Here is a 21,203-nt window from a genome sequence, read left to right on the forward strand (position 1 = left end):
CTCGTCATGCACTGGGAGTGGGGCGGATCGGATTGCCTTGCAGGTACTGCGCATAGGGCGCCTGGACGAGCCAGCCGGCATCGACCGGTAAGGTCACGCCGGTGATCGACGCGGCGCGCTCCGAGCACAGGAACCAGGCAGCCTCCGCCACGTCGCGCGGATCGACGAAGCGGCGCAGCGCCGTGGTGGCCCTGATGGCGTCGGGGTTGCGCTCACCGCTGGCGATCTTGGCCTTCAGCCCGTCCGACAGCGTGTAGCCGGGCGCGACCGCGTTCACCCGCACGCCTTGCGGGCCGAGTTCGGCGGCAAGGATTTGCGTCAGTGCCAGCACCGCGTGCTTGCCGGGCGTATAGGCGGGAAGCGAAAGCGGCGCGAACGACGCAAGCGAGCCGACATTCAGGATGGCGCCGCGTCCGGCGGCCGACATCAGCCTGCCGAACACCTGGCAGCCGAGCAGCGTGCCGCGATAGTTCACGCGCCACATCTTCTCGTCCTCGTCCAGGCCCTGGTCGAGGACGCGCTTGCCGCTCTGCAGCATGCCGGCGCAGTTGACGACGACATGCGGCACGCCGAATGCGTCTTCGACGGACCGTGCCAGCGCTTCGACCGAAGCGGCATTGCCGACATCCGTCTCGAAAAATCGGGCGGCGGGGGCACCGGCGGCTTCGCAAGCGGCCGCGACGGCATTGCCGCGTGCCGTATCGCGCCCCGACACGGCGACACGCAAGCCTTCCTCGGCAAAGCGCAAGGCAATCGCGTGGCCGATACCCGAGGTGCCGCCGATCACGACGGCCGTTTGCATCTCAGCCATTGCCGCGGTCCTTGCGCTCGATGTCGAAGAACTCCGACATGCCGCGGACCTGGAAATCCATCATCGGACGCCCCGGCTGGATACGGCAGCCTCGTTCGCGCCCCGCGCGCAGCAAGGCCGTCTCGGCCGGCTCCATGATGATGTCCACAACCGTCATGTCCGGCGTCAGCCGGCTGACATCCAGCGGCAATGGATCGCTCGCGTGCATTCCTACCGGCGTTGCGTTGATCGCCATATGCATGCCTGATGGATCGGCTGCGCCGACCTGTATCCGGCACTTCGGAAAAGCCTTGGCAACCAGCACCGCCAGTTTCCCGGCCCGGTCGGCATCGATGTCGGCCAGGCGGATCTCCTCGGCACCGGCTTCGGCGAGGCAGTAGGCCAGCGAGGCGCCCGCGCCCCCTGCCCCCACCTGCAGGATGCGCCGGCCGGCGATCTGATGGCCGCCCGCCTTCAATCCGTCGATGAAACCGACGCCATCGAAATTGTCGGCATACCAGGTGCCATCGGCCTGGCGGCGGACCGAATTGGCGCTCTGCACGCGTGCTGCCCGATCATGCGCGGCGGCGCATTTGTGGTAGACCGCCGTCTTGTACGGCACCGAAATGATGACGCCGCGAATATTCTCGGCGGCGGTGATACCTGCCCAGAATGTCTCGAAATCCTCTGGACGGCAGCTCAACGGGACCATCAGGCTGTCGAGGCCCTTCTGTTCGAAGATCTCGTTGAACATTCCGGGACTTTTCGCATGACCCACAGGATGGGCCAGCATCACGAAAACATCCGCCTTGCCGGTTCCGCGCATCGTATTCATACCCTTTCGTTCGACAATTCGTGGCCGCTCAGCGCTTCCAGCGCCCGCACCAGGGAGGAATGGTCCGCGTCCGCGCCGCCCTCTCGTGCCGAGCAGGCGTTCATCAGTTCCTGCGCCGTGGCCGTGTTCGGCAGCGCGACGCCGAGGGCGCGTGCGCTTTCCAGGGCCAGACCCAGATCCTTCTGGTGCAGGCGAATCCGAAACCCGGGCGCGAAGCTGCGTGAAATCATCCGCTCGCCATGCACTTCGAGCACGCGCGAGGACGCGAAGCCGCCCATCAGCGCTGTGCGCACCGTCGCTGGATCGCAGCCGGCCTTGCTGGCGAAGACAAGCGCCTCGGCCACCGCTTCGATGTTGAGAGCGACGATGATCTGGTTGGCAATCTTGCAGGTCTGCCCGGCGCCGTTGCGCTCGCCGATCAGGGTGATGTTCTTGCCCAGCGTCTCGAAGATCGGCAGCGCGCGCTCGAATTCGATCTTCGGGCCGCCCACCATGATGGTAAGACTTGCCGCCTTGGCGCCGACCTCGCCCCCGGAAACCGGAGCGTCGAGATAGCCTGCGCCGGCCTTACGAAGCTTTGCCGCGAAACGCTCGGTGGCGATCGGGCTGACCGAGCTCATGTCGATGACCAAAGTACCTGCGGATATCCCTTCGGCGACGCCATCCTTGCCGAACAGCACGCGTTCGACGTCAGGCGTATCGGGCAGCATGGTGATGACGACCTCGGATCGGCTGGCCACCTCCGCCGCCGATGCGACCACGACCGCTTCAAGATCAGCTGGCAGGGGCGACCGGTTGAGAACGGTGACGATCTCGTGCCCCGCGGCAGCCAGATGGCGCGCCATCGGAGCGCCCATCACGCCCAGCCCGATAAAGCCGATCCTCATGCTTCCACCTTTTTTCGCGACACGGCCTGCAAGATGAGTTGCGGCTCGGTATAGGTATGATATATGACATCATACAAATTTCAATCCATGTTTTGCTGGAGTCCGACGAAATGCAGGAGCGCCCAAATCCCTTGAAAGCGGCCGTGGCCGACGGACGGCCCCATATCGGCGTCTGGTGTTCGCTGGCGTCCGCCCTGACGACGGAAGTCGTTGCGGGCTCAGGCGCTGGTTGGCTGCTGATTGACGGCGAGCACAGCCCCAACGATCTGCGCAGCGTGATGGCACAGCTCCAGGTGCTTGGCGGCTTTACCTGCGAAGGCGTCGTGCGCCTGCCGTCGGATGACCCGAACCTGATCAAGCAGGCAATGGATATCGGCGCTCGCAGCCTGATGATCCCCAATGTGCGCTCGGCTGACCAGGCCCGCACGATCGTCGCCGCGATGAGCTACGCACCACTCGGCTTCCGTGGCTTCTCCGTCGGCCATCGTGCCAATGCCTTCGGCCGCATTGCAGGCTATCATGCCAATGCCCGCAAGCAGCAGTTGCTCGCCGTGCAGATCGAATGCGAAACCGGCGTTGCCAACGCAGCGGAGATCGCGGCAGTGGACGGCGTCGACGTCCTGTTCGTTGGCCCCGGCGACCTGTCGACCAATATGGGCGCCATGGGCAATCCAGGCGCCGAGCACGTGCAGCAGGCAATTTCGTCGGTGCGGCAGGCGGCCGTCGAGGCCGGCAAGGCGAGCGGTATACTGGCGCCCGCGAAGGTCGATGCCGACCGCTATATTGCGCACGGTTTCACCATGGTCGCAGTCGGTTCGGATCTCGGCCTTCTGGCGCGCGGCTCCGACGCCCTGATCGCTTCCTTCAATCACTGACAAGAGCCCACGCCATGGCCATTCCGCCCTACAAGGCCCCTGCCCGCGTCGGCTACGACATCGTCGTCGTCGGCGGTGCGGCGGTCGGGTCGTCGATCGCCTATTGGCTCAGCCAGGCGCTCGGCGCCAGCGCATCGATCCTGGTGGTCGAGCGCGACAGCAGCTACGAGTTCTCCTCGACGGCGCTGTCCACCAGTGCGATCCGCCAGCAATATTCGAACCCGGTCAACGTCAAGATCAGCCAGTTCGGCATCGACATCATCCGTGGCTTTGCCGAGCGCATGGCGCCCTTCTTCACGGGCGAGCCGGCACCCGACCTCGGCTTCCGCGAACATGGCTATCTCTATTGCTGCTCACCCGAGGGCGTGGACGCAGCGCGCGCCCGCGTCGACCTGCAGCGCAGCCTTGGCGCCCATACGCTGTTCCTCGAACCGGGCCCGCTGAAGGACCGCTTTCCCTGGCTCAACGTCGAGGATCTCGGCGGCGGCGCCTGGGGATCGCGCGACGAAGGCTGGTTCGATTCGATGGGCCTGCTCAACGGCTTCCGCCGCGCGGCGCGTGCCTCGGGCGTGGAGTACATTGACAACGCCGTGACCGGACTGGACGTCGCGGGCGGAAAGGTGCTCGCGGCAAGGCTGGCGACCGGCCAGACCATTTCGTGCGGAACGCTTGTCGATGCGGCCGGTCCGCGTGCCCAGCAGGTGGCAGCTATGGCAGGGCTGTCGATCCCGGTCGCGCCTTACAAGCGATACAGTTTCGTCTTTTCGAGCGCCACGCCGATCCCCGGCCGGATGCCAAACGTGATCGACCTCTCGGGCACTTTCGTGCGGCCGGAGGGGGAGCTTTTCCTGACCGGCAATACGCCGCTCGACGATGGCCCAGCGGACTACGACGATTTCGAGATGCACCATGAGGAGTTCGAAGAGCGGATCTGGCCTGCCCTTTGGCATCGCATTCCCGCATTCGATGCTCTGAAGGTCCAGACAAGCTGGACCGGCCACTATGAATACAACATGCTGGACCACAACGGCATCGTCGGCTTCCATCCGGAGGTGACGAACTTCATGTTCGCCAATGGTTTCTCCGGGCATGGACTGCAGCAATCGCCGGCCGTCGGTCGCGCGGTATCCGAACTGATCGTTCACGGCGCCTTCCAGACGCTCGACCTGTCGCCCTTCGGCTACGAAAGGATCCCGCGCAACGAGCCTTTCCTCGAGGAAGCGGTGATCTGAATTTCCGAAGGCGCTGGCGCCTCAGCGAAAGATCCGTGTGCTGTTTGACGCGCGCATGCGACGCTTGCCCGGCCATGACGGGCCTTCATCGGAAATCGTCAACCGACCAGCACGGCCACGACGGCGGCACAATCGCCAGCCTTGACCAAGCCGGGAAAATGCCGCGCCGCCAGCAGGCCTGACATTTTGGCTCTGATCTCGTGGGGAGCGACACCCGTACGGCCGACGGAATGGATGCGTGCCAGCACCTGCCCCTCTTCCACCGTCTCGCCGAGATCGGCCATCGTTTCGATCATGCCGTCGTCCTCGGCGAAGGAGAAGCAATCGCCTGACGGCATATCCAGCCATTGGGTTCTGGCCTTCTCGACCGCACCAGAAACGATGCCGGCATGGCGCAGCAAATTTAGCACGCCGCGCCGGGCAATCCGCACGGTCTCCGCACGGGACGTCCCGCCTCCTCCCAGCTCGGTGGTGATGAACAACTTGCCCATCTCCTCGGCGGCGGTGTCGAACATGCCGACCGCATCGATCTCCAGCATCTTCATCGACCATGGCGCCGAGAACGCCTCGACCGCCGCAAAACCCTTGGCTTCCAGCACCTTGTCGGGGCGGATATGGGCGGCGCAGAACGGCACGAAGTCGAGCGTCCTGCCGCCGGAGTGGAAGTCGAGCGCGATGTCGGTGCGCGGCAGCAGCTCGCGCTGGAAATAGTCGGCGATCTTCTCCGTCACCGTCCCATCCGGACGGCCGGGAAAGCTGCGGTTGAGATTGCCCTTGTCGATCGGCGAGGTGCGGGTGCCGGCGCGGAAGGCCGGATAGTTCATTGCCGGCACGATGATCACCGTGCCGCTGACCTCCTTCGGATCGAGCGTGCAGGCAAGCTCGTAGAGCGCCAGCGGTCCCTCATATTCGTCACCATGGTTGCCGCCGGTGAGCAGCGCCGCAGGTCCCTTACCGTTGCGGATGACGCAGGTCGGGATCATCACCGATCCCCAGGCAGAATCGTCGCGGCTGTAGGGCAGGCGCAAAAAGCCGTGCTGGACGCCGTCCTTGTCGAAATCGACGGTCGGGACGATCGGAGATGGGCGAACGTTGGACATCGGACTCAATCCTTCACCACCAGCTTGCGCGGCACATTGGCCAGGCATTCGACGCCCGTCTCGGTGATCAGGATGGATTCGGTGATCTCCAGCCCCATCGTTTCCAGCCACAGGCCGGTCATGAAATGGAAGGTCATGCCGGGCTTGAGCTCGGTGCGGTCGCCCGGGCGCAGGCTCATCGTGCGCTCGCCCCAGTCCGGTGGATAGGACAGGCCGATCGGATAGCCGGTGCGGTTGTCCTTGACGATGCCGTATTTCTTCAAAACGGCGAAGAAGGCGTTGGCAATGTCCTCGCAGGTGTTGCCGGGCTTTGCCGCGGCAAGCCCGGCGTCCATGCCTTCCAGCGTAGCCTTTTCGGCATCGAGGAATTCCTGCGTCGGCTTGCCGAGGAAGACGGTGCGCGATAGCGGGCAATGGTAGCGGTGATAGCAGCCGGCGATCTCGAAGAAGGTGCCCTCGCCCGACTTCATCGGCTTGTCGTCCCAGGTCAGATGCGGCGCCGAGGCATCGGCGCCCGACGGCAGCAGCGGCACGATCGCCGGATAGTCGCCACCGATACCGTCGACACCGCGCGTGCCGGCATCGTAGATCTCGGCGACCAGATCGCATTTGCGCATGCCGACCTCGATCTTGTCGACGATGCGCTGGTGCATGGCTTCGACGATGCGGGCGGCCTTGCGCATATAGTCGATCTCGGTCGGGCTCTTCACCGCACGCTGCCAATTGACCAGCGCAGTGGCGTCGACGAAGCGCGCGTTGGGCAGGTGCTTCTGCAGCGAGGCGAAGGCAGCCGCCGAGAACCAGTAATTGTCCATCTCGACGCCGACGGTCAGTTTGCCCCAGCCGCGATCGGCAAGCACCTGCGAGAGAAAATCCATCGGATGGCGCTCGGTCGATTGCACATAGTGGTCGGCGTAGCCGACGATGTTGTCATGCGCGAGATAGGCGGTGCGCTTGGCACCGTTGGCGTCCTGGCCGCGGCCGTACCAGACCGGCTCGCCCGATGGCGGCACGATGACCGCCTGGTGCACATAGAACGACCAGCCGTCATAGCCGGTCAGCCAGGCCATGTTCGAGGGGTCGCTGACGATCAGCAGATCGACGCCCTTGGCCGCCATGGCCTTACGGGTCTTGGCGAGGCGCTCCGCATATTCGCCGCGCGAGAATTTCAAGCTAGGCTGCATTGTTCTTGATCCTCGTTTGTTGGGCCTCGCCGGCCAGCATCAGCTTTCGAAAATGGTTCCAGATTTGGCCGCCCGCGCGCGGTCGCGAGCCAGCGTGGCAATCGCCGTATCCTGCACGCCGGTGCCGGTGAGGTCGGCGATGGTGATGTCGGCGGGCGTGCGCCGGCCGTGCTTTTCGCCGGCGATGATCTGGCCAAGTTCGGTCACATCGGCGTCTTCAGCCATCACGCCGGCGGAGATGGCATGGTGCAACTCGCCCAGGCGCCGCGTCTGCTTGGCGCTGTCGGCGACATAGAGATCGGCCATGCGCAGGATCGCCGGCGCGATCTCGTTCTTGTGCTCGGCGTCCGAGCCCATCGCGGTGATGTGTTGGCCGGCCACAATGAAACCGGCCTTGATCAGCGGCTCGGTCGACGGCGTGGTGGTGACAATGATGTCGGCGCCGGCAGCCGCCTTTGCGGCATCGGGCTCGGCGCGCACCATGATGCTCAGCTTCTTGCGCAGGTCGGCGGCGGTGGCTTCCGCCTTGGCGGCATCGCGCGCCCAGATGCGGGCTTCTTCGATCGGTCGCACCAGCCTCAGTGCCTGAAGCTGCAACCCGGCCTGGACGCCGGCACCGAAGATCGCGGCGACGGAGGAGTCCGGCCGCGAAAGATGCTTCGCCGCCACCGCGCCGGCGGCAGCGGTGCGGACATCGGTCAGGTAGCCATTGTCGAGCAGCAGCGCCTCGACCAATCCTGTCTTCGCCGACAAGAGCACCATCATGCCGTTGCCGCTGGGCAGGCCGATTTTCGGATTGTCGAAAAAGCCGGGGCTGATCTTGATGGCAAAGCTTTCCAGACCCGGCACATAGGCGGTCTTCACATCGACCTCGCCGCGATGCTCAGGAATGTCGAGGCGCAGGATCGGCGGCATCGCCACCGGTAAGGTGGCAAGCGCGCGGAATGCGTTCTCGACGCACGCGACCGCATCGAGATCGAGCTTCACGATCGTGCGCAGTTCGGCTTCGGTGAGGATGGTCATCCGGCTCATGCTGCGCTCTCCACGGTTGATGGCGCCTCGCCGCAGACGATCCGGCGGTGCAGCGTCATATCGATGTTGCGGCCGGACAGGATGAGCACCGTGGGGCCGCTGGCTTTGACCTTGCCGGCAAGCAGAACGGCGATGCCGACCGCGCCGGCGCCTTCGACGATCTCGCGTTCCTGCTCATAGGCATGACGGATGCCGGCGGCGATCTCGTCTTCGCTGAGCAGGATAACATCGTCGAGCAGGTCGCGGCACATGGCGAAGGTCAGCCGGTTTTCGAGGCCGATGCCGCCGCCAAGCGAATCCGCCAGCGTCGGCAATTCCTCGACCTGCACCGGGCGGGCGGCATCGAGGCTCGCCTTCATCGCCGCCCCCCGCGCCATCGAAACGCCGATGACCTTTGTCCTCGGGCTGACGCCCTTGACGGCAGCCGCAACGCCCGAGGCCAGCCCACCGCCGGACAGCGGCACCAGCACCGTTGACGCGTCCGGAACCTGCTCGATGATCTCCAGCCCCAGCGTCCCCTGCCCGGCGATGATGTCGGGATGATCGAAAGGCGGCAGCATTACAAGGCCCTCCTCCCCAACCAGCCGATCGACCTCCTGCTGCGCGTCGTCCTGGCTGTTGCCGACGATGCGGATCTTGGCGCCGAGGCGGCGGATGGCGTCGAGCTTGTTTTCGGGCACCAGCCGCGACATGCAGATCACCGCACGCAGGCCTTCGAGCTTCGCCGCATGGGCGAGCGCCCGGCCATGATTGCCGGTCGAGGCCGCGACAACACCGCGCGACTTCTGTTCAGGGCTTAGCGAGGCGATGGCGTTCGATGCGCCACGCAGCTTGAAGCTGCCGGTGGCCTGGCGATGCTCGAGCTTGAGGTAAACCTGTGTGCTCAAGTACTCGGAAAGACTCAGGGAAAGCGCAGTCGCCGTTTGCTCGACCTTGCCGGCAATGCGGTCGCGCGCTGCGCGAATATGCTGAAGCGTGACCTCTGTCATCTTATCAACCAAGCGGCAGCGTCATCAGCCGACCGAATTCGGGACGCGGCTTGTCGTCGCCACAAAGCCGCAGGCAGTTCCAGGCACTGGCCTGGTTGCTGGTGACAACGGGGAGACCGATCGCCTGTTCCATGCCGGGCACCGCAAGGGCTGCCCGCAGTGCCGTGCAGGAGACAAACAACGCATCGGCCTCGGCATGCGTCGCTTCCCGGGCCAGCTCGATGAGTGCGGCCGGCGCAATGCGGGCCATCTCCCTGTCGTCCTCGAAGCCAAGACAAGCGAAGCTCAATATGTCGAAGCCGCGCTCGGCGAAATAGGTTGCCATCGGCCGGCTGGTCTCGATGGTGTAAGGCGTGAGGATGCTGACCCTTTTCGCGCCCAGCGCTTTCAGCCCGCGCACGCCGGCCATGGGCGGCGTGACGACCGGTATGCCGGGCTTGGCGGCCTGCACCGCCGCTTCGATCTCGGCATCGCCTATCACCACCGACGCCGAGGTGCAGGAATAGCAGATGGCGTCGAGCGGCTCGTCCGGCAGGATGAGCGCGGCGCCCGCCGACAGCTCCGGCTGCATCTTGCGCAAATTTTCGGGCGTGGTCGGATTGGCGTAAGGAATGCGGGCAACATAGACGCCGATCCTGTCGCTCGCCACCATGCGGCGGAAATCCGGTTCGCTGGTGTGGTCGGTGGCAAGGATGATCAAGCCGACGCGCTTCTCCAGCGGACGCGCGTCGAGCGCCGGCCTGGTCGGCATCAGTCTGATCTCTGGCAGCGGTTTCATGAAAACTACCTTTCGATCTTGCCGTAGCGATGTTCCAGCCAGCGCAGCAGCACGACCGAGAAAAGGCTGATGACCAGGAAGAAGGCGCCGACCAGCGTCATTGGCTCGATATAGCGATAGTAGGTGTTGGCGACGCTCTTGGCCTGGTTCATCAGTTCCAGCACGGTGATCGCCGACAGCAGCGGCGTCTCCTTGAACATGGCGATGAAATAATTGGCCAAAGCCGGGATCATCGGCGGGATCGCCTGCGGGATGATGATGTGGGACCAGGTCTGGCCGGCGCTCAGATTGCAGGCCTTGGCGGCTTCCCACTGTCCGCGCGGCACATTGTCGATGCCGGCGCGATAGACTTCCGCCGTGTAGGTGCCGTAGTGCAGGCCGAGCCCGATGACGCCGGCCACCAGCGGCGGCAACAGGATGCCGAAATCCGGCAGCACGTAGAAGATGAAATAGAGCTGCACCAGAAGCGGCGTGCCGCGGATGAACTCGGCAAGGAAGCCCACGCTGCGCGATACGGCCCGATTTGGCGAGCGCCGCGCCAGTGCGATCGCCAGGCCGACGATCGCCGCCAGCACCGAGCCGAGCAGCGTCGCCAGGATGGTGATCTTCACCCCCTGGACCAGCGTCGGCAGGATCTCCCTGACAAAGTTCCAATCCCAATCCATTACAGGGCCCACTCCATCACACGCGCACTCCGTCGAGGCCGCACGCCATGCGGCGTTCCAGCGAGCGCACACCCCACGAGATGATCAGCGCCAACACAAAATAGATGATCAGAATGGTCGTGAACGGCATCAGCGTGTTGCCGGTCTGAGAGCGTACGACCTGCGCCTGGAAGGTGAGGTCCGCGAGCGAGATCAGCGACACGACCGAGGTCGCCTTGAGCAACTCAATGGCGTTGTTGCCGAAGGTCGGCAGCATGACCAGCAGCGCCTGCGGCAGGATGACATGGCGCATGCCTTGCCAGCGGCCAAGATTGAGCGCGATGCAAGCCTCATATTGCTCGCGGCCGACCGACTGGATGGCGCCGCGCACCACTTCGGCGGCATAGGCGCCGACATTCAAGCCCAGCGCCAGCACGCCGGCCTGCAGCGGCGTCAGCGATATGCCGGCAAGAGGCAGCACGAAATAGACCCAGAACAGCTGCACGAAGATCGAGGTGCCACGGAAGAATTCGATATAGGCAGTGGCGAGCGCTCGCAGCACGAAGAAGCGCGACAACCGCCCCATGCCGGCCAGAAAGGCCATGATCAGGGCGAGCACCGATCCCATCAGCGTCAGCTCGATGGTGACAAGCGCTCCCTGCAATATCAGGCCGAGATAGCCGGACCACTGGGTCATATGTCAGAAGTTTCCAACGTTTGAACTTAGCCGCTTCCCCCCTTCACGGGGAGAGATGCCGGCAGGCAGATGAGGGGCGGAGGCGGCCTGGCAGAACCTTGTGCTGCCCCTCATCCGTCACTTCGTGACACCTTCTCCCCGTGAACGGGGAGAAGGAGATGGCGCCCTACTTCGCCGCGCAGAGCTTGTCGCGCGTCGTCGACATCGCCGCTGCGGCCGAGAAGCCGTAGGGTTCGATGATCTTGGCGAACTCGCCCGACTTCTTCAGCTTGGCAAGCTCGACGTCATAGGCGTCGCGCAGCGCCTCGTCGCCTTTCTTGAAGGCGGCGCCGTCGCAATAGACCGGCGCGCCTTGCACCGGGGCGATGACTTCGAGGTTCGGATCGTTGGCCTTCTTGACCAGGTCGTTGATCGACAGAACGGGGAGCGAATAGGCGTCGATGCGGCCGTCCTGCAGCATCTTCAGGCCGCTCTGGCCGTCCGGCACGACGATGACGCGCTCGCGCGGCACGCCGGCATTGAGCGCCAGCTTCTCTTCGGTGCCGCCGCCCGGCGCGCCGATAGTAGCGCTGGTGTCCTTGGCGACATCCTCATAGCTCTTGAAGCTCTTCGGATTGCCCTTCTTGACCAGCATCGCCTCGGCGTCGCACAGCACCGGCTCGGAATAGGCGACCGCCGCACAGCGCTCCGGCTTCATGAACAAGCCAGCTGTGACAACGTCGAAGCGGCCGGCCTGCAAGCCGGGGATCATGGCGCCATATTCCGAGATCGAGGCGACGATGTCGCCGACGCCGAGGCGCTTGAAGATCTCGCGCGCCACGTCGGGTGCCGCGCCCGAGACCTTGCCGTCGGCGGCGACCGCCGTATAGGGCGGCTCGTTGGCGATGGCGACACGGGCAAAGCCCTGCGCCTTCAACTGCTCGAGCTTGCTGTCGTCGGCCGATCCGGCGCTCGAGGCCGCAAGAACGGCCGTCAATGCAAGGCCGGCGACGCCGGCCAGAATGCCAAGTTTTTTCACTGTTCCCAACTCCTTGTTCTGTCTTCTTGGTTTGCTTTGCGATGGCTTGCGCCGCCTAGAGGACGGCGTTGCCGCCTTTTGAAGGACGACTTTGTCGCCTTTTGCATAGGCAGTCAGACACGGTGTCCGGCCGCGATGATCTTCTTCAGGAAGCCCTGCGTGCGCTCCTGCTTGGGGTGGCGGAAAATCTCGTCGGGCTTGCCTTCCTCGACGATCCTGCCGCGATCGAAGAACAGCACCCGGTCGGCGAAGTCGTGGGCGAAGCCCATCTCGTGGGTGACCAAAAGCATCGTCATGTCGGTCTCGGCGGCGAGCTTGCGCATGACGTTCAACACCTCCTCGACCAGTTCAGGATCGAGTGCCGAAGTGACTTCGTCGAACAGCATGATCTTCGGCGACAGCGCCAGTGCGCGGGCAATCGCGACGCGCTGCTTCTGGCCGCCGGAAAGCTGCGCCGGCATCGCCTTCGCCTTGTCGGCCATGCCGACCATGTCGAGCAATTCCATCGCCCGCCTTTCGGCGGCGGCGCGCGCCATACCCTTGGTCAGCATCGGCGCCAGGGTAACGTTGTCCATGACGCATTTGTGCGGGAACAGGTTGAACAGCTGGAAGACCATGCCGATCTTCTGCCGCATCTTCGCCAGGTGACGTTCGTCGGCGGCCAGCAACTGTCCGTTGCGCTCCATGTGATAGAGCTGTTCGCCGTCGATCTGGATGTGGCCGCCGTCGATCTTCTCCAGCGTCATCAGGATGCGCAGGATCGTCGTCTTGCCGGAGCCGGACGGGCCGATCAGCGCCAGCTTCTCGCCGGGCATGACCTGCATCGACAGGCCGTCCAGAACCTTGAACGCGCCGAAGCTCTTCGAAATGGCGTCGACCTTGATGATGGGTGCGGGCAATCAATTTCCCCGTTCTGGAGAAGCCTATGCCCTTAACGATGCGGAACGCGCGAAATCATGTCAATTAGGAAAATAATATCATGACAATATTTCCGGCGCCGCTCAATTTCAGGGCAATTTGTGCCCAAAGGCGCGCTGCGGTTTTGGGCGACTTGCATCAGATGGCGAGCAGGAGATGCTCCGGATCGCCAAGCAGAAGCTTGGCGACAACGCTCAAGCCGGCGCGCAGTTCCCCCTCGGTGGTCGAACCCAGCGAGATGCGCACGGCAGGGTGCCAGGGCGCTTCCGCAATGCGGAAGGATGTTCCCGGCGCAATCGCCACCCCTTGCAAGCGGGCCTGCGAGACAAAGCTCTCTTCCGCCCGGTCGCCGGGAAGCTCGAGCCACAGATGCAGCCCGTCACGGTGGACGCGATAGTCGACGCCGGCCAGCACTTCCGCGGCGATGTCCTGGCGCCGCCTGAGCGCCACACGCTGCCAGCGCACCAGCTCCATCGCCGTGCCGTCGGTCACCCATTTCGTCGCGATCTCTGCCACCAGCGGCGTCGCCATCCAGTTGGAGACGAGGTGGCGGTTGGCGACGGCGGCGACGTAGCGGTCGGGCGCGGCGAGATAGCCGATACGAAGGCCAGGCACGGTGATCTTGGTGAAGGAGGTGACGTAGAGCGTTCGCTCGGGCGCGTAGGCAGCAACCGGCGGCGGCCGGTCTTCGACCAGCGGCCCCAGCACATCGTTCTCGATGATGGCGATGTCGTGCTTGCGCGCGACGGCTGCAATCTGCTCACGCCGTGTGGCATCCATCAGCGTCGCCGTCGGGTTGATCACCGAAGGCTGCACGAACACAGCGCGGATATCGGAGAGCCTGCAGGCTTCGTCGAGCGCTTCCGGAATGAGGCCGTTGCCGTCGATCGGCAGACCCTCGAGGTTGAAGCCGAGGTAACGGGCGAGCGGCACCAGCGTGTGGTGGCCGATGGCCTCGGTGGCGACCGTCGAGCCGGGCGGCGCCACGCTCATCAGCGCCACCGTCATGCCGGCGGTAGCGCCGTTGGTCAGGCTGATGTTCTGCGGCGAGGCTTCGAGGCCGCAGAGTTTTAGCCATTCCACCGCCACCGCCCGATGGCGCGGAAACACCATGTTCGGGCGGAACGACAGCGCCGAGCTCGACGGCAGGTTCTCGGCCAGCCAGCCCAGCGCCTGCTTCAGCCGCTCCAGATGCATCGGCTCGCAGACCGGCTTCAAGATCGACAGGTCGATCACTTCGCCCAGCCGCTCCGGCAGATAAGGCGGCTCCGGCTCGCGACGCTGCGTCTGCACAAAGCTGCCGCGGCCGATCTCACCTGATATCAGGCCGCGGCGGATCAATTCCTCATAGGCGCGGCTCACCGTCTGCACCGACAGTTTCAGCTCGTCGGCCAGCCTGCGATGCGTCGGCAGCCGGGCGCCGTTGGCAAGCCGCCCGTCATGGATGGCGCGGGCGAACTGGTCGGCCAGCGACTGGTAGGCCGGACGGCGAATGAGCGCGGGATCGGGCTGCCACAATGTCATGACTTATTAGAGATCGAAATCAGTGCAATTGACAATCGAATTCATGCGCCCCCATGGTGGCGGGCAGCAAAAAGTGGACGCCCATGGCCGCAGCCAAACTCGATCCGATCGACCTCAAAATCCTCGACGCCATCCAGCGCGACGGGCGCATCACCAAGCTGGCGCTAGCCGACAAAGTCGGCCTGTCGCCGACGCCGTGCTGGGTGCGGCTGCGCAAGTTGGAGAAGGCCGGCATCGTCTCGGGCTACCATGCCTCGATCGCCATGCGCGCCGTCGCCCCGGTTGCCACCGTGTTGATGGAGGTGACATTGGCCAGCCACCGCCAGGCCGACTTCGACCGCTTCGAACGCGTCATCCGCGACATCCCGGAGATCGTCGCCTGCTGGTCGGTCGGCGGCGGCGTCGACTATGTGCTGAAGGTGATGGCACGCGACATCGACGCCTATCAGCGGCTGGTCGACGCCTTGCTCGAGCGCGAGATCGGCATCGACCGCTACTTCACCTACATCGTCACCAAGACGGTGAAGGACGAGACGGTGCTGCCGGTGGCCGATCTGCTGCCGCTGCAAGCGTGAGGCAGAGAGATTGTCTGCTTCGCGGGACGAATAGAGACAATCTCTCTACGCGGCGACGCTGAAACGGCCTCTCTGTCTGCTCCGTGCGAATAGTCTTCCCGCATCGCCTTCGGCACCGGGAGACTTGATCGATGTCCGCGCATTTTGCCCGCACGAACCGCCTTGAAGCGCTCGACCGCCTCGCCGACCGACGGCTGCTGCGCGAGCTCGCCTATGTCGACGGCCACTGGACGGCAAGCGAGGCAGCGGAGAGCTTTGAAGTTACCGATCCCGCGACCGGCGCCACCGTCGCCTTCGTCGCCGCGCTCGATGCCGGGCAGACGACGAACGCGATCGATGCCGCTTCGCGCGCCTTTCCGGCCTGGCGGGCGCTGCTGCCGCAGGAGCGCGCCAGGATATTGCGAAAATGGTTCGAGCTGATCCTCGCCGCAAAGGAGGATCTGGCGCTGCTGATGACGCTGGAACAAGGCAAACCGCTGAGGGAGTCGCTCGGCGAGATCGACTACGCCGCCTCCTTCGTCGAGTGGTATGCGGAAGAGGCAAAACGCCTCAACGCCGAAGGCGTCACCAGCCATTTGCCTGGTGCCGAGATGATGGTGCGGCGCGAGCCGCTCGGCGTCGTCGGCGTCGTCACGCCGTGGAATTTTCCCGCAGCGATGCTGACCCGTAAGGCGGCTGCGGCGCTTGCCGCCGGCTGTGCCATCGTCGCGCATCCCTCCTCTGAAACGCCGCTGTCGGCGCTGGCGCTGGCCGAGCTCGGCGAGCGCGCCGGGCTGCCTGCCGGGGTCTTCAATGTGGTCACTGGCAAGGCTTCGACCATTGTCGGGCGTATGTGCGAGGACCCGCGCGTGCGCGCCATGAGCTTCACCGGCTCGACCGAAATCGGCAGGCTGATCGCCGCGCAAAGTGCGTCGACGATGAAGCGGCTGGTGATGGAGCTCGGCGGCCATGCGCCGCTGATCGTCTTCGACGACGCCGATGTCGACAAAGCGGTGGCAATCGCGATCGACGCCAAATTCGCCACCTCGGGCCAGGATTGCCTCGCCGCCAACCGCATCTATGTGCAGCGGCCGATCTACGACCGGTTCTGCGTCGCCTTTGCGCTCCGCATCGAGGCGCTGCAGACGGGCAACGGGCTTGCCGACGAAACCGACATCGGGCCGCTGATGCACGAGCGTGCCGTAAGCAAAGTCGAAGAGCAGGTCGTTGACGCCCTTACCCTCGGCGCGCGCTGCCTGGCGGGCGGCAAGCGCCATGTGGCGGGGCCGCTGTTCTATCAGCCGACCCTGCTTGTCGATGTGCCCGACGCGGCGCTTATCATGCGCGAAGAGACTTTCGGCCCGGTCGCGGCGGTGACGCCATTCGACAGCGAGGACGAAGTCATCGCTCGCGCCAATGCCACCGAATACGGCCTTGTCGCCTACGTCGTGACCGAGAACGGTGCCCGGCAGCTGCGCCTTGGCCGCGCGCTCGACTACGGCATGGTCGCCGTCAACCGGGTCAAGATCACCGGCGCGCCGGTCCCGTTCGGCGGCGTCAAGCAGTCCGGCATTGGCCGCGAAGGCTCACGCCACGGGCTCGAAGCCTTCACCGATCTGAAGTATCTCTGCCTCGACGTCGCGTAGCGCCACCCGGGTGATTTTTCTTAAGGAGTAAAAAGATGCTCGAACAGTCCAACGAACTCGCCGCCTGGGACCGCGACCACTTCTTCCATCCCTCGACCCATATGGGCATGCACGCGCGTGGTGAATCGCCGGCCCGCGTCATGGCCGGCGGCGAAGGCGTCACCGTCTGGGACAACGCCGGCAAGAAGAGCATCGATGCCTTTGCCGGCCTCTATTGCGTCAATGTCGGCTATGGCCGCCAGAAGATATCGGATGCGATTGCCGCCCAGGCCAGGGACCTCGCCTACTATCACGCCTATGTCGGCCACGGCACCGAGGCCTCGATCACACTTGCCAAGATGATCATCGATCGCGCGCCAGAGGGCATGTCGAGGGTCTATTTCGGCCTCTCTGGCTCCGACGCCAACGAGACCAACGTCAAGCTGATCTGGTACTACAACAATGTGCTGGGACGGCCGGAGAAGAAGAAGATCATCTCACGCTGGCGCGGCTATCACGGCTCGGGCGTCATGACCGGATCGCTGACCGGGCTCGACCTGTTCCACAACGCGTTCGACCTGCCGCGCGCGCCGATCCTGCACACCGAGGCGCCCTATTATTTCCGCCGCGACGACCGCTCACAGAGCGAGGAACAGTTCTCGCAATATTGCGCCGACAAGCTCGAGGAGATGATCCTCGCCGAAGGGCCGGATACGGTCGCCGCCTTCATCGGCGAGCCGATCCTCGGCACTGGCGGCATCGTGCCGCCGCCGGCCGGCTATTGGGAAAAGATTCAAGGTGTGCTGAAGAAGTACGACGTGCTGCTGGTCGCCGACGAGGTGGTGACTGGCTTCGGCCGGCTGGGCACGATGTTCGGCTCCGACCACTACGGCATCAAGCCGGATCTCATCACCATCGCCAAGGGCCTGACCTCGGCCTATGCGCCACTGTCGGGCGTCATCGTCGCCGACAAGATGTGGCAGGTGCTGGTGCAGGGTTCCGACAAGCTCGGTTCCCTCGGCCATGGCTGGACCTATTCAGCGCATCCGATCTGTGTTGCCGCGGGTGTCGCCAATCTCGAACTGATCGACGAGATGGACCTGGTGAAAAATGCCGGCGAGACCGGCGCCTATTTCCGCGCCGAACTCGCCAGGGCCGTCGGCGGCCACAGAAATGTCGGCGAGGTGCGCGGCGATGGCATGCTGGCGGCGGTCGAATTCGTCAAGGACCGCGACGACCGGTTGTTCTTCGACGCCTCGCAGAAGATCGGGCCACAAATTGCTGGGGTGCTCGCCGAGCGCGGCGTTATCGGCCGCGCCATGCCGCAGGGCGATATCCTCGGCTTCGCGCCGCCGCTCTGCCTGACTCGCGAAGAGGCCGATACCGTCGTGGCGAAGACCGCCGATGCGGTAAAGAGCGTGTTTGCCAATCTTTGAAATCGACCCATGAACACCATGACCAAAACCCTCCCCGCCACAATGGCCGCCGTGCTGCTCACCGGGCACGGCGGACCGGAAAAGCTCGTCTACCGCACCGACGTGAAAGTGCCCTCGCCTGCCGCCGGCGAAGTGCTGGTCGAGGTCAGCGCCTGCGGCATGAACAACACCGATGTATGGGTGCGGCAGGGTGCCTATGGCACGGAGGAGGATGCGGCGGCGGTGTCGACATGGCGGCGGCAGGGCAACACGCTGACATTTCCGCGCATCCAAGGCACCGATACGGTGGGCACCATCGCCGCCGTTGGAGACGGGGTCTCGCCTGCTCGTCTCGGCGAGCGGGTGATGGTCGACTTCTCCATCTACAACCGCGACGACGATTCACTCGCCGACATCGACTATATGGGCCATGGCCGCGACGGTGGTTATGCCGAGTACCAGGCGGTGCCGGCCGAGAACGCCCATGTCGTCGCCACCGAAATGAGCGACATCGAGCTCGCCACCTTCTGCTGCGCCTACCTCACCGGCGAGCAGATGCTGGAGCGCGCCGCACTGAGGGCCGGGGAGCGCGTGCTGGTCACCGGTGCGTCGGGTGGCGTCGGTTCGGGCATCGTGCAACTGGCGCGAGCGCGCGGCGCCATCCCCTATGCCATCGTCGGCAAGGGCAAGGAACAGGCAGTGCTCGACGTCGGCGCGGAGGCGGTGATCACCCGCGGTGTCGCAGATCTGCCGGCTGCCGTGAACGAGGCAACCGGCGGCAAGCCGATCGATGTCGTCGCCGACCTAGTCGGCGGCGCGATCTTCAACGACCTGCTGCGCATCCTGAGGCCCGAAGGCCGCTACACGACGGCGGGCGCGATTGCCGGTCCGGTGGTGCAGCTCGATCTTCGCACCATGTATCTCAAGCAGCTTCAGCTCCACGGCTCGAGCCAGGGCACACGGGCGGATTTCCGCCGCATCGTGCGCTACATCGAGGCGCAAAAAATTCGGCCGCTGGTTGGTGGCGTCTACAAGCTCTCCGATTTCCACCGCGCACAGGCCGATTTCATCGCCAAGGATTTCGTCGGCAAGCTGGTGGTGGTGCCTGACGCGATGTGGAACGGAAAGACCTTTCTCTGAGCAACGGCTGGCTTCTGGCCGACTGCGCGACGCTCAGTGTGTGGCCTCAGTGAAACTCCCGCGAAACGCAGCAGGAGCCGGCTCTCGCTGAAGGCTGGCAACAACCCGTGCCCAGGCTGTCGGTCGTGGACCGGCAGCGGTTTCCTGCCCGCTCATGCCGGCGTTCTGCGCGTACGGCACCGGCCCCAACAGGTTTGTATCGTCCACGGCACAAGTCGTCGGAAACGCCTGTTTGCAGGCGGCGAGGTCCGGGTGGAGGAAGTGCAAAGTCCGGCTAAGGGTGGACTATGTTGCCTGTTTCACAGTCAGCGTCACCGTTTCGTTACAGAAAAGAGCGACCTTAACGTACTCGGCAGGGAGTTAACCGTGGCTATGACGTACAAGACAGTTCAGGAAGCGCTCCGGGCGGCGGGGATTGTCATGAGCAAGAGGGGCGAAACCCATCGCATAAACTTCTTCTTCGGCCTCGAAGACACCGCGCACTACACGACAAGTCTTCAGGATGCCCTGGAGAAGGGGTTGGCGATGGCGAGACCGCAGCGCAGTGTCAGGGTGGACCCCAATCCGATGACCTTGTTGGTCAAACCGATACAACTGCCGAGGTTCCAAGGCTCTCTCGGCCCCAGCTACGCCAGGCACGACAGTTCGGTTTGATCAGTTCAAGCTGGAGGCGGAGCGGACCAGTTCGACCAGATCGAGCATTTCGTCCCAATGCGGTGAGAGTTCGGCTCCCAGACCGGAGCCGTAGGAAAGTAAGGAAAACTGGGCCGCCAGTTCTTCCTGAAGACGCAATGCTTCAGCCGGGTCAGGGATTGAAGTGGTGGCCATCACCGCCAGATTGCGGCACTGCGCCTCGGTCTCGAGGCCGAGGCTGCCAACAATCACACCAAGTTCAACCATGATCGAGATCAGTCGCACAAAGCCCCTCCGGCTATCCTGCGCAACACGAACGCTCAAAAATCAATCACGACTGATCGGAAATGAAAAGCTCCGTTTCCGCGGAATCCCCAATTTCCCCGAAATGAGCCGGCTGTCGGAAAGGCCGGCGCCCACATCAGGCGCAACGCCGGCAAGGCCGGAGTTGGGATCACAGCCATCGGTTGCCGGCGGTTGAGCTCAAAAAGGGATTTGTTCGTCACGCGCCGCGGCGAATGACCCAAACGACAAGGTGGGCGCCCATGCAGGCGCCCACCCCGAATTCCATTGGATTGCGGTGCGCTGGCAGGCTCAGCCGCCGCTACCGCCCGAGCCGCCGCTGCCGCCTGAACCACCGCCGCCGCCGGAGCCGCCCGAACCGCCGCTGCCGCCAGAACCGCCGCTACCAGAGCTGCCGCCCGAGCCACCGGAGCCGCCGGAGCCACCACTGCCGCTGCCGGAGTCACTCGAACCGCCGTCGCCGCCCGAACCACCACTGCCGCCGCCGTCGCCGCCCGAACCGCCAGAACCGCCGCTGCCACCGGAACCGCCCGAACCACCACCGGAGCCACCGCCGCCATCTCCGCCGCCGCCATCTCCGCCGCCGCCATCGCCACCGCCGCCATCTCCGCTGCCGCCATCGCCACCGCCGCCATCTCCGCCGCCGCCATCGCCGCCACCACCGGAGCCGCCTGAACCACCCGATCCGCCGGACCCGCCAGACCCGCCGGATCCGCCGCCTTCACCGTCGCTGAGAGCGGCTGCGATGAGAGCCGTCGTGATCGGTGGGCACATTGCGATTTGTGCACGGCTCAGAATACTGCTGCGATTGCTCGCGATGCAGCAAAGCGCGTAGTTGGATTCCGTCAGCGGCTGGCATTGCGCAGCCGTCATCCGCGGCCTGGGGCCATTCTGTGCTGATGCTGGGAGTACAAAAGTCGCCGCCACGAGTGCGGTTGAAACAAGCAAGGTTGTGCGAACCCTGCTCGCGCAGGTTGAGTACAGGTGCATTTCTTCCTCCTAAGGGAAAAAAGGCGCTCCCGTCCCCAAA

General features: G+C 64.6%; 22 protein-coding genes. 7 read left to right on the forward strand and 15 right to left on the reverse strand.

Features of this window, described 5'->3' with window-relative positions:
• Positions 1-4 precede the first annotated feature (4 nt).
• The 3 genes from ACSQ3Z_RS18290 to ACSQ3Z_RS18300 are packed head-to-tail and all read right to left on the reverse strand — an operon-like array spanning position 5 to position 2,512.
• Complete coding sequence (locus ACSQ3Z_RS18290) at positions 5-811, reverse strand: SDR family NAD(P)-dependent oxidoreductase (protein ID WP_436172714.1); 807 nt, start codon at positions 809-811, stop codon at positions 5-7.
• Positions 804-1,625, reverse strand: coding sequence for a shikimate dehydrogenase family protein (locus tag ACSQ3Z_RS18295; RefSeq protein ID WP_436172715.1), 822 nt, complete (start codon positions 1,623-1,625; stop codon positions 804-806). Before ACSQ3Z_RS18295 ends, ACSQ3Z_RS18290 begins: the two co-directional genes overlap by 8 nt.
• Positions 1,622-2,512 (reverse strand): 2-hydroxy-3-oxopropionate reductase, encoded by an 891-nt coding sequence (locus tag ACSQ3Z_RS18300; RefSeq protein WP_436172716.1) that lies wholly within the window; start codon positions 2,510-2,512, stop codon positions 1,622-1,624. Before ACSQ3Z_RS18300 ends, ACSQ3Z_RS18295 begins: the two co-directional genes overlap by 4 nt.
• A 110-nt stretch (positions 2,513-2,622) precedes the next feature.
• Here ACSQ3Z_RS18300 and ACSQ3Z_RS18305 point away from each other — a divergent pair, with 110 nt between their 5' ends.
• Together ACSQ3Z_RS18305 and ACSQ3Z_RS18310 are read left to right on the forward strand one after the other, a co-directional pair.
• The gene (locus tag ACSQ3Z_RS18305; RefSeq protein WP_436172717.1) at positions 2,623-3,387 is read left to right on the forward strand and encodes an HpcH/HpaI aldolase family protein; all 765 of its coding nucleotides are present in this window, start codon (positions 2,623-2,625) and stop codon (positions 3,385-3,387) included.
• Positions 3,388-3,401: 14 nt separating this feature from the next.
• On the forward strand, positions 3,402-4,619 hold the full coding sequence (locus ACSQ3Z_RS18310) for an NAD(P)/FAD-dependent oxidoreductase (RefSeq protein ID WP_436172718.1): 1,218 nt from the start codon (positions 3,402-3,404) through the stop codon (positions 4,617-4,619).
• A 98-nt stretch (positions 4,620-4,717) separates the two neighbouring features.
• Here ACSQ3Z_RS18310 and doeB read toward each other — a convergent pair whose 3' ends face one another.
• The 10 genes from doeB to ACSQ3Z_RS18360 form a co-directional block, all read right to left on the reverse strand.
• Positions 4,718-5,719, reverse strand: a complete 1,002-nt coding sequence (gene doeB, locus ACSQ3Z_RS18315) for a N(2)-acetyl-L-2,4-diaminobutanoate deacetylase DoeB (protein WP_436172719.1) — start codon at positions 5,717-5,719, stop codon at positions 4,718-4,720.
• A 5-nt stretch (positions 5,720-5,724) separates the two neighbouring features.
• Positions 5,725-6,903 carry an ectoine hydrolase DoeA gene (gene doeA / locus ACSQ3Z_RS18320; RefSeq protein WP_436172720.1) on the reverse strand — a complete coding sequence of 393 codons (1,179 nt, stop codon included), beginning with the start codon at positions 6,901-6,903 and terminating at the stop codon, positions 5,725-5,727.
• A 39-nt stretch (positions 6,904-6,942) separates the two neighbouring features.
• Positions 6,943-7,935, reverse strand: a complete 993-nt coding sequence (locus ACSQ3Z_RS18325; RefSeq protein ID WP_436172721.1) for a cyclodeaminase — start codon at positions 7,933-7,935, stop codon at positions 6,943-6,945.
• A complete protein-coding gene (gene eutB, locus ACSQ3Z_RS18330) occupies positions 7,932-8,924 on the reverse strand; it encodes a hydroxyectoine utilization dehydratase EutB (RefSeq protein WP_436172722.1) in 993 nt (330 codons plus the stop codon). Before eutB ends, ACSQ3Z_RS18325 begins: the two co-directional genes overlap by 4 nt.
• A 4-nt stretch (positions 8,925-8,928) precedes the next feature.
• The gene (gene eutA / locus ACSQ3Z_RS18335) at positions 8,929-9,702 is read right to left on the reverse strand and encodes an ectoine utilization protein EutA (protein ID WP_436172723.1); all 774 of its coding nucleotides are present in this window, start codon (positions 9,700-9,702) and stop codon (positions 8,929-8,931) included.
• Positions 9,703-9,707: 5 nt separating this feature from the next.
• On the reverse strand, positions 9,708-10,367 hold the full coding sequence (gene ehuD / locus ACSQ3Z_RS18340; RefSeq protein ID WP_436172724.1) for an ectoine/hydroxyectoine ABC transporter permease subunit EhuD: 660 nt from the start codon (positions 10,365-10,367) through the stop codon (positions 9,708-9,710).
• Positions 10,368-10,383: 16 nt separating this feature from the next.
• Positions 10,384-11,043: an ectoine/hydroxyectoine ABC transporter permease subunit EhuC gene (ehuC, locus tag ACSQ3Z_RS18345; protein WP_436172725.1), complete on the reverse strand. Its 660-nt coding sequence runs from the start codon at positions 11,041-11,043 to the stop codon at positions 10,384-10,386.
• A 166-nt stretch (positions 11,044-11,209) separates the two neighbouring features.
• A complete protein-coding gene (gene ehuB, locus ACSQ3Z_RS18350; protein ID WP_436173933.1) occupies positions 11,210-12,043 on the reverse strand; it encodes an ectoine/hydroxyectoine ABC transporter substrate-binding protein EhuB in 834 nt (277 codons plus the stop codon).
• A gap of 131 nt (positions 12,044-12,174) precedes the next feature.
• Complete coding sequence (gene ehuA / locus ACSQ3Z_RS18355; protein ID WP_436172726.1) at positions 12,175-12,960, reverse strand: ectoine/hydroxyectoine ABC transporter ATP-binding protein EhuA; 786 nt, start codon at positions 12,958-12,960, stop codon at positions 12,175-12,177.
• A gap of 157 nt (positions 12,961-13,117) precedes the next feature.
• Complete coding sequence (locus tag ACSQ3Z_RS18360) at positions 13,118-14,503, reverse strand: PLP-dependent aminotransferase family protein (protein ID WP_436172727.1); 1,386 nt, start codon at positions 14,501-14,503, stop codon at positions 13,118-13,120.
• Between the two features lie 83 nt (positions 14,504-14,586).
• Here ACSQ3Z_RS18360 and ACSQ3Z_RS18365 point away from each other — a divergent pair, with 83 nt between their 5' ends.
• The 5 genes from ACSQ3Z_RS18365 (at position 14,587) to ACSQ3Z_RS18385 (ending at position 19,891) form a co-directional block, all read left to right on the forward strand.
• On the forward strand, positions 14,587-15,078 hold the full coding sequence (locus ACSQ3Z_RS18365; protein ID WP_436172728.1) for an Lrp/AsnC family transcriptional regulator: 492 nt from the start codon (positions 14,587-14,589) through the stop codon (positions 15,076-15,078).
• Positions 15,079-15,209: 131 nt separating this feature from the next.
• Complete coding sequence (locus tag ACSQ3Z_RS18370; protein WP_436172729.1) at positions 15,210-16,703, forward strand: NAD-dependent succinate-semialdehyde dehydrogenase; 1,494 nt, start codon at positions 15,210-15,212, stop codon at positions 16,701-16,703.
• A 35-nt stretch (positions 16,704-16,738) separates the two neighbouring features.
• Positions 16,739-18,118 (forward strand): aspartate aminotransferase family protein, encoded by a 1,380-nt coding sequence (locus tag ACSQ3Z_RS18375; protein ID WP_436172730.1) that lies wholly within the window; start codon positions 16,739-16,741, stop codon positions 18,116-18,118.
• Between the two features lie 9 nt (positions 18,119-18,127).
• Positions 18,128-19,237: an alcohol dehydrogenase family protein gene (locus tag ACSQ3Z_RS18380; RefSeq protein ID WP_436172731.1), complete on the forward strand. Its 1,110-nt coding sequence runs from the start codon at positions 18,128-18,130 to the stop codon at positions 19,235-19,237.
• Between the two features lie 372 nt (positions 19,238-19,609).
• Positions 19,610-19,891, forward strand: a complete 282-nt coding sequence (locus tag ACSQ3Z_RS18385) for a hypothetical protein (protein WP_436172732.1) — start codon at positions 19,610-19,612, stop codon at positions 19,889-19,891.
• Here ACSQ3Z_RS18385 and ACSQ3Z_RS18390 read toward each other — a convergent pair whose 3' ends face one another.
• Both ACSQ3Z_RS18390 and ACSQ3Z_RS18395 read right to left on the reverse strand, forming a co-directional pair.
• Complete coding sequence (locus ACSQ3Z_RS18390) at positions 19,892-20,155, reverse strand: hypothetical protein (protein ID WP_436172733.1); 264 nt, start codon at positions 20,153-20,155, stop codon at positions 19,892-19,894.
• Between the two features lie 309 nt (positions 20,156-20,464).
• Complete coding sequence (locus ACSQ3Z_RS18395) at positions 20,465-20,947, reverse strand: hypothetical protein (RefSeq protein WP_436172734.1); 483 nt, start codon at positions 20,945-20,947, stop codon at positions 20,465-20,467.
• Between the last annotated feature and the right edge of the window lie 256 nt (positions 20,948-21,203).

The organism is Mesorhizobium sp. LjNodule214, assembly GCF_964252735.1.
GTDB lineage: Bacteria > Pseudomonadota > Alphaproteobacteria > Rhizobiales > Rhizobiaceae > Mesorhizobium.

Coding starts and splice junctions, on each gene's coding strand:
- ACSQ3Z_RS18290 (WP_436172714.1), bottom strand. CDS start 811: ATGGCTGAGATGCAAACGGCCGTCGTGATCGGCGGCACCTCGGGTATC.
- ACSQ3Z_RS18295 (WP_436172715.1), bottom strand. CDS start 1,625: ATGAATACGATGCGCGGAACCGGCAAGGCGGATGTTTTCGTGATGCTG.
- ACSQ3Z_RS18300 (WP_436172716.1), bottom strand. CDS start 2,512: ATGAGGATCGGCTTTATCGGGCTGGGCGTGATGGGCGCTCCGATGGCG.
- ACSQ3Z_RS18305 (WP_436172717.1), top strand. CDS start 2,623: ATGCAGGAGCGCCCAAATCCCTTGAAAGCGGCCGTGGCCGACGGACGG.
- ACSQ3Z_RS18310 (WP_436172718.1), top strand. CDS start 3,402: ATGGCCATTCCGCCCTACAAGGCCCCTGCCCGCGTCGGCTACGACATC.
- doeB (WP_436172719.1), bottom strand. CDS start 5,719: ATGTCCAACGTTCGCCCATCTCCGATCGTCCCGACCGTCGATTTCGAC.
- doeA (WP_436172720.1), bottom strand. CDS start 6,903: ATGCAGCCTAGCTTGAAATTCTCGCGCGGCGAATATGCGGAGCGCCTC.
- ACSQ3Z_RS18325 (WP_436172721.1), bottom strand. CDS start 7,935: ATGAGCCGGATGACCATCCTCACCGAAGCCGAACTGCGCACGATCGTG.
- eutB (WP_436172722.1), bottom strand. CDS start 8,924: ATGACAGAGGTCACGCTTCAGCATATTCGCGCAGCGCGCGACCGCATT.
- eutA (WP_436172723.1), bottom strand. CDS start 9,702: ATGAAACCGCTGCCAGAGATCAGACTGATGCCGACCAGGCCGGCGCTC.
- ehuD (WP_436172724.1), bottom strand. CDS start 10,367: ATGGATTGGGATTGGAACTTTGTCAGGGAGATCCTGCCGACGCTGGTC.
- ehuC (WP_436172725.1), bottom strand. CDS start 11,043: ATGACCCAGTGGTCCGGCTATCTCGGCCTGATATTGCAGGGAGCGCTT.
- ACSQ3Z_RS18360 (WP_436172727.1), bottom strand. CDS start 14,503: ATGACATTGTGGCAGCCCGATCCCGCGCTCATTCGCCGTCCGGCCTAC.
- ACSQ3Z_RS18365 (WP_436172728.1), top strand. CDS start 14,587: ATGGCCGCAGCCAAACTCGATCCGATCGACCTCAAAATCCTCGACGCC.
- ACSQ3Z_RS18370 (WP_436172729.1), top strand. CDS start 15,210: ATGTCCGCGCATTTTGCCCGCACGAACCGCCTTGAAGCGCTCGACCGC.
- ACSQ3Z_RS18375 (WP_436172730.1), top strand. CDS start 16,739: ATGCTCGAACAGTCCAACGAACTCGCCGCCTGGGACCGCGACCACTTC.
- ACSQ3Z_RS18380 (WP_436172731.1), top strand. CDS start 18,128: ATGAACACCATGACCAAAACCCTCCCCGCCACAATGGCCGCCGTGCTG.
- ACSQ3Z_RS18385 (WP_436172732.1), top strand. CDS start 19,610: ATGACGTACAAGACAGTTCAGGAAGCGCTCCGGGCGGCGGGGATTGTC.
- ACSQ3Z_RS18395 (WP_436172734.1), bottom strand. CDS start 20,947: ATGTGCCCACCGATCACGACGGCTCTCATCGCAGCCGCTCTCAGCGAC.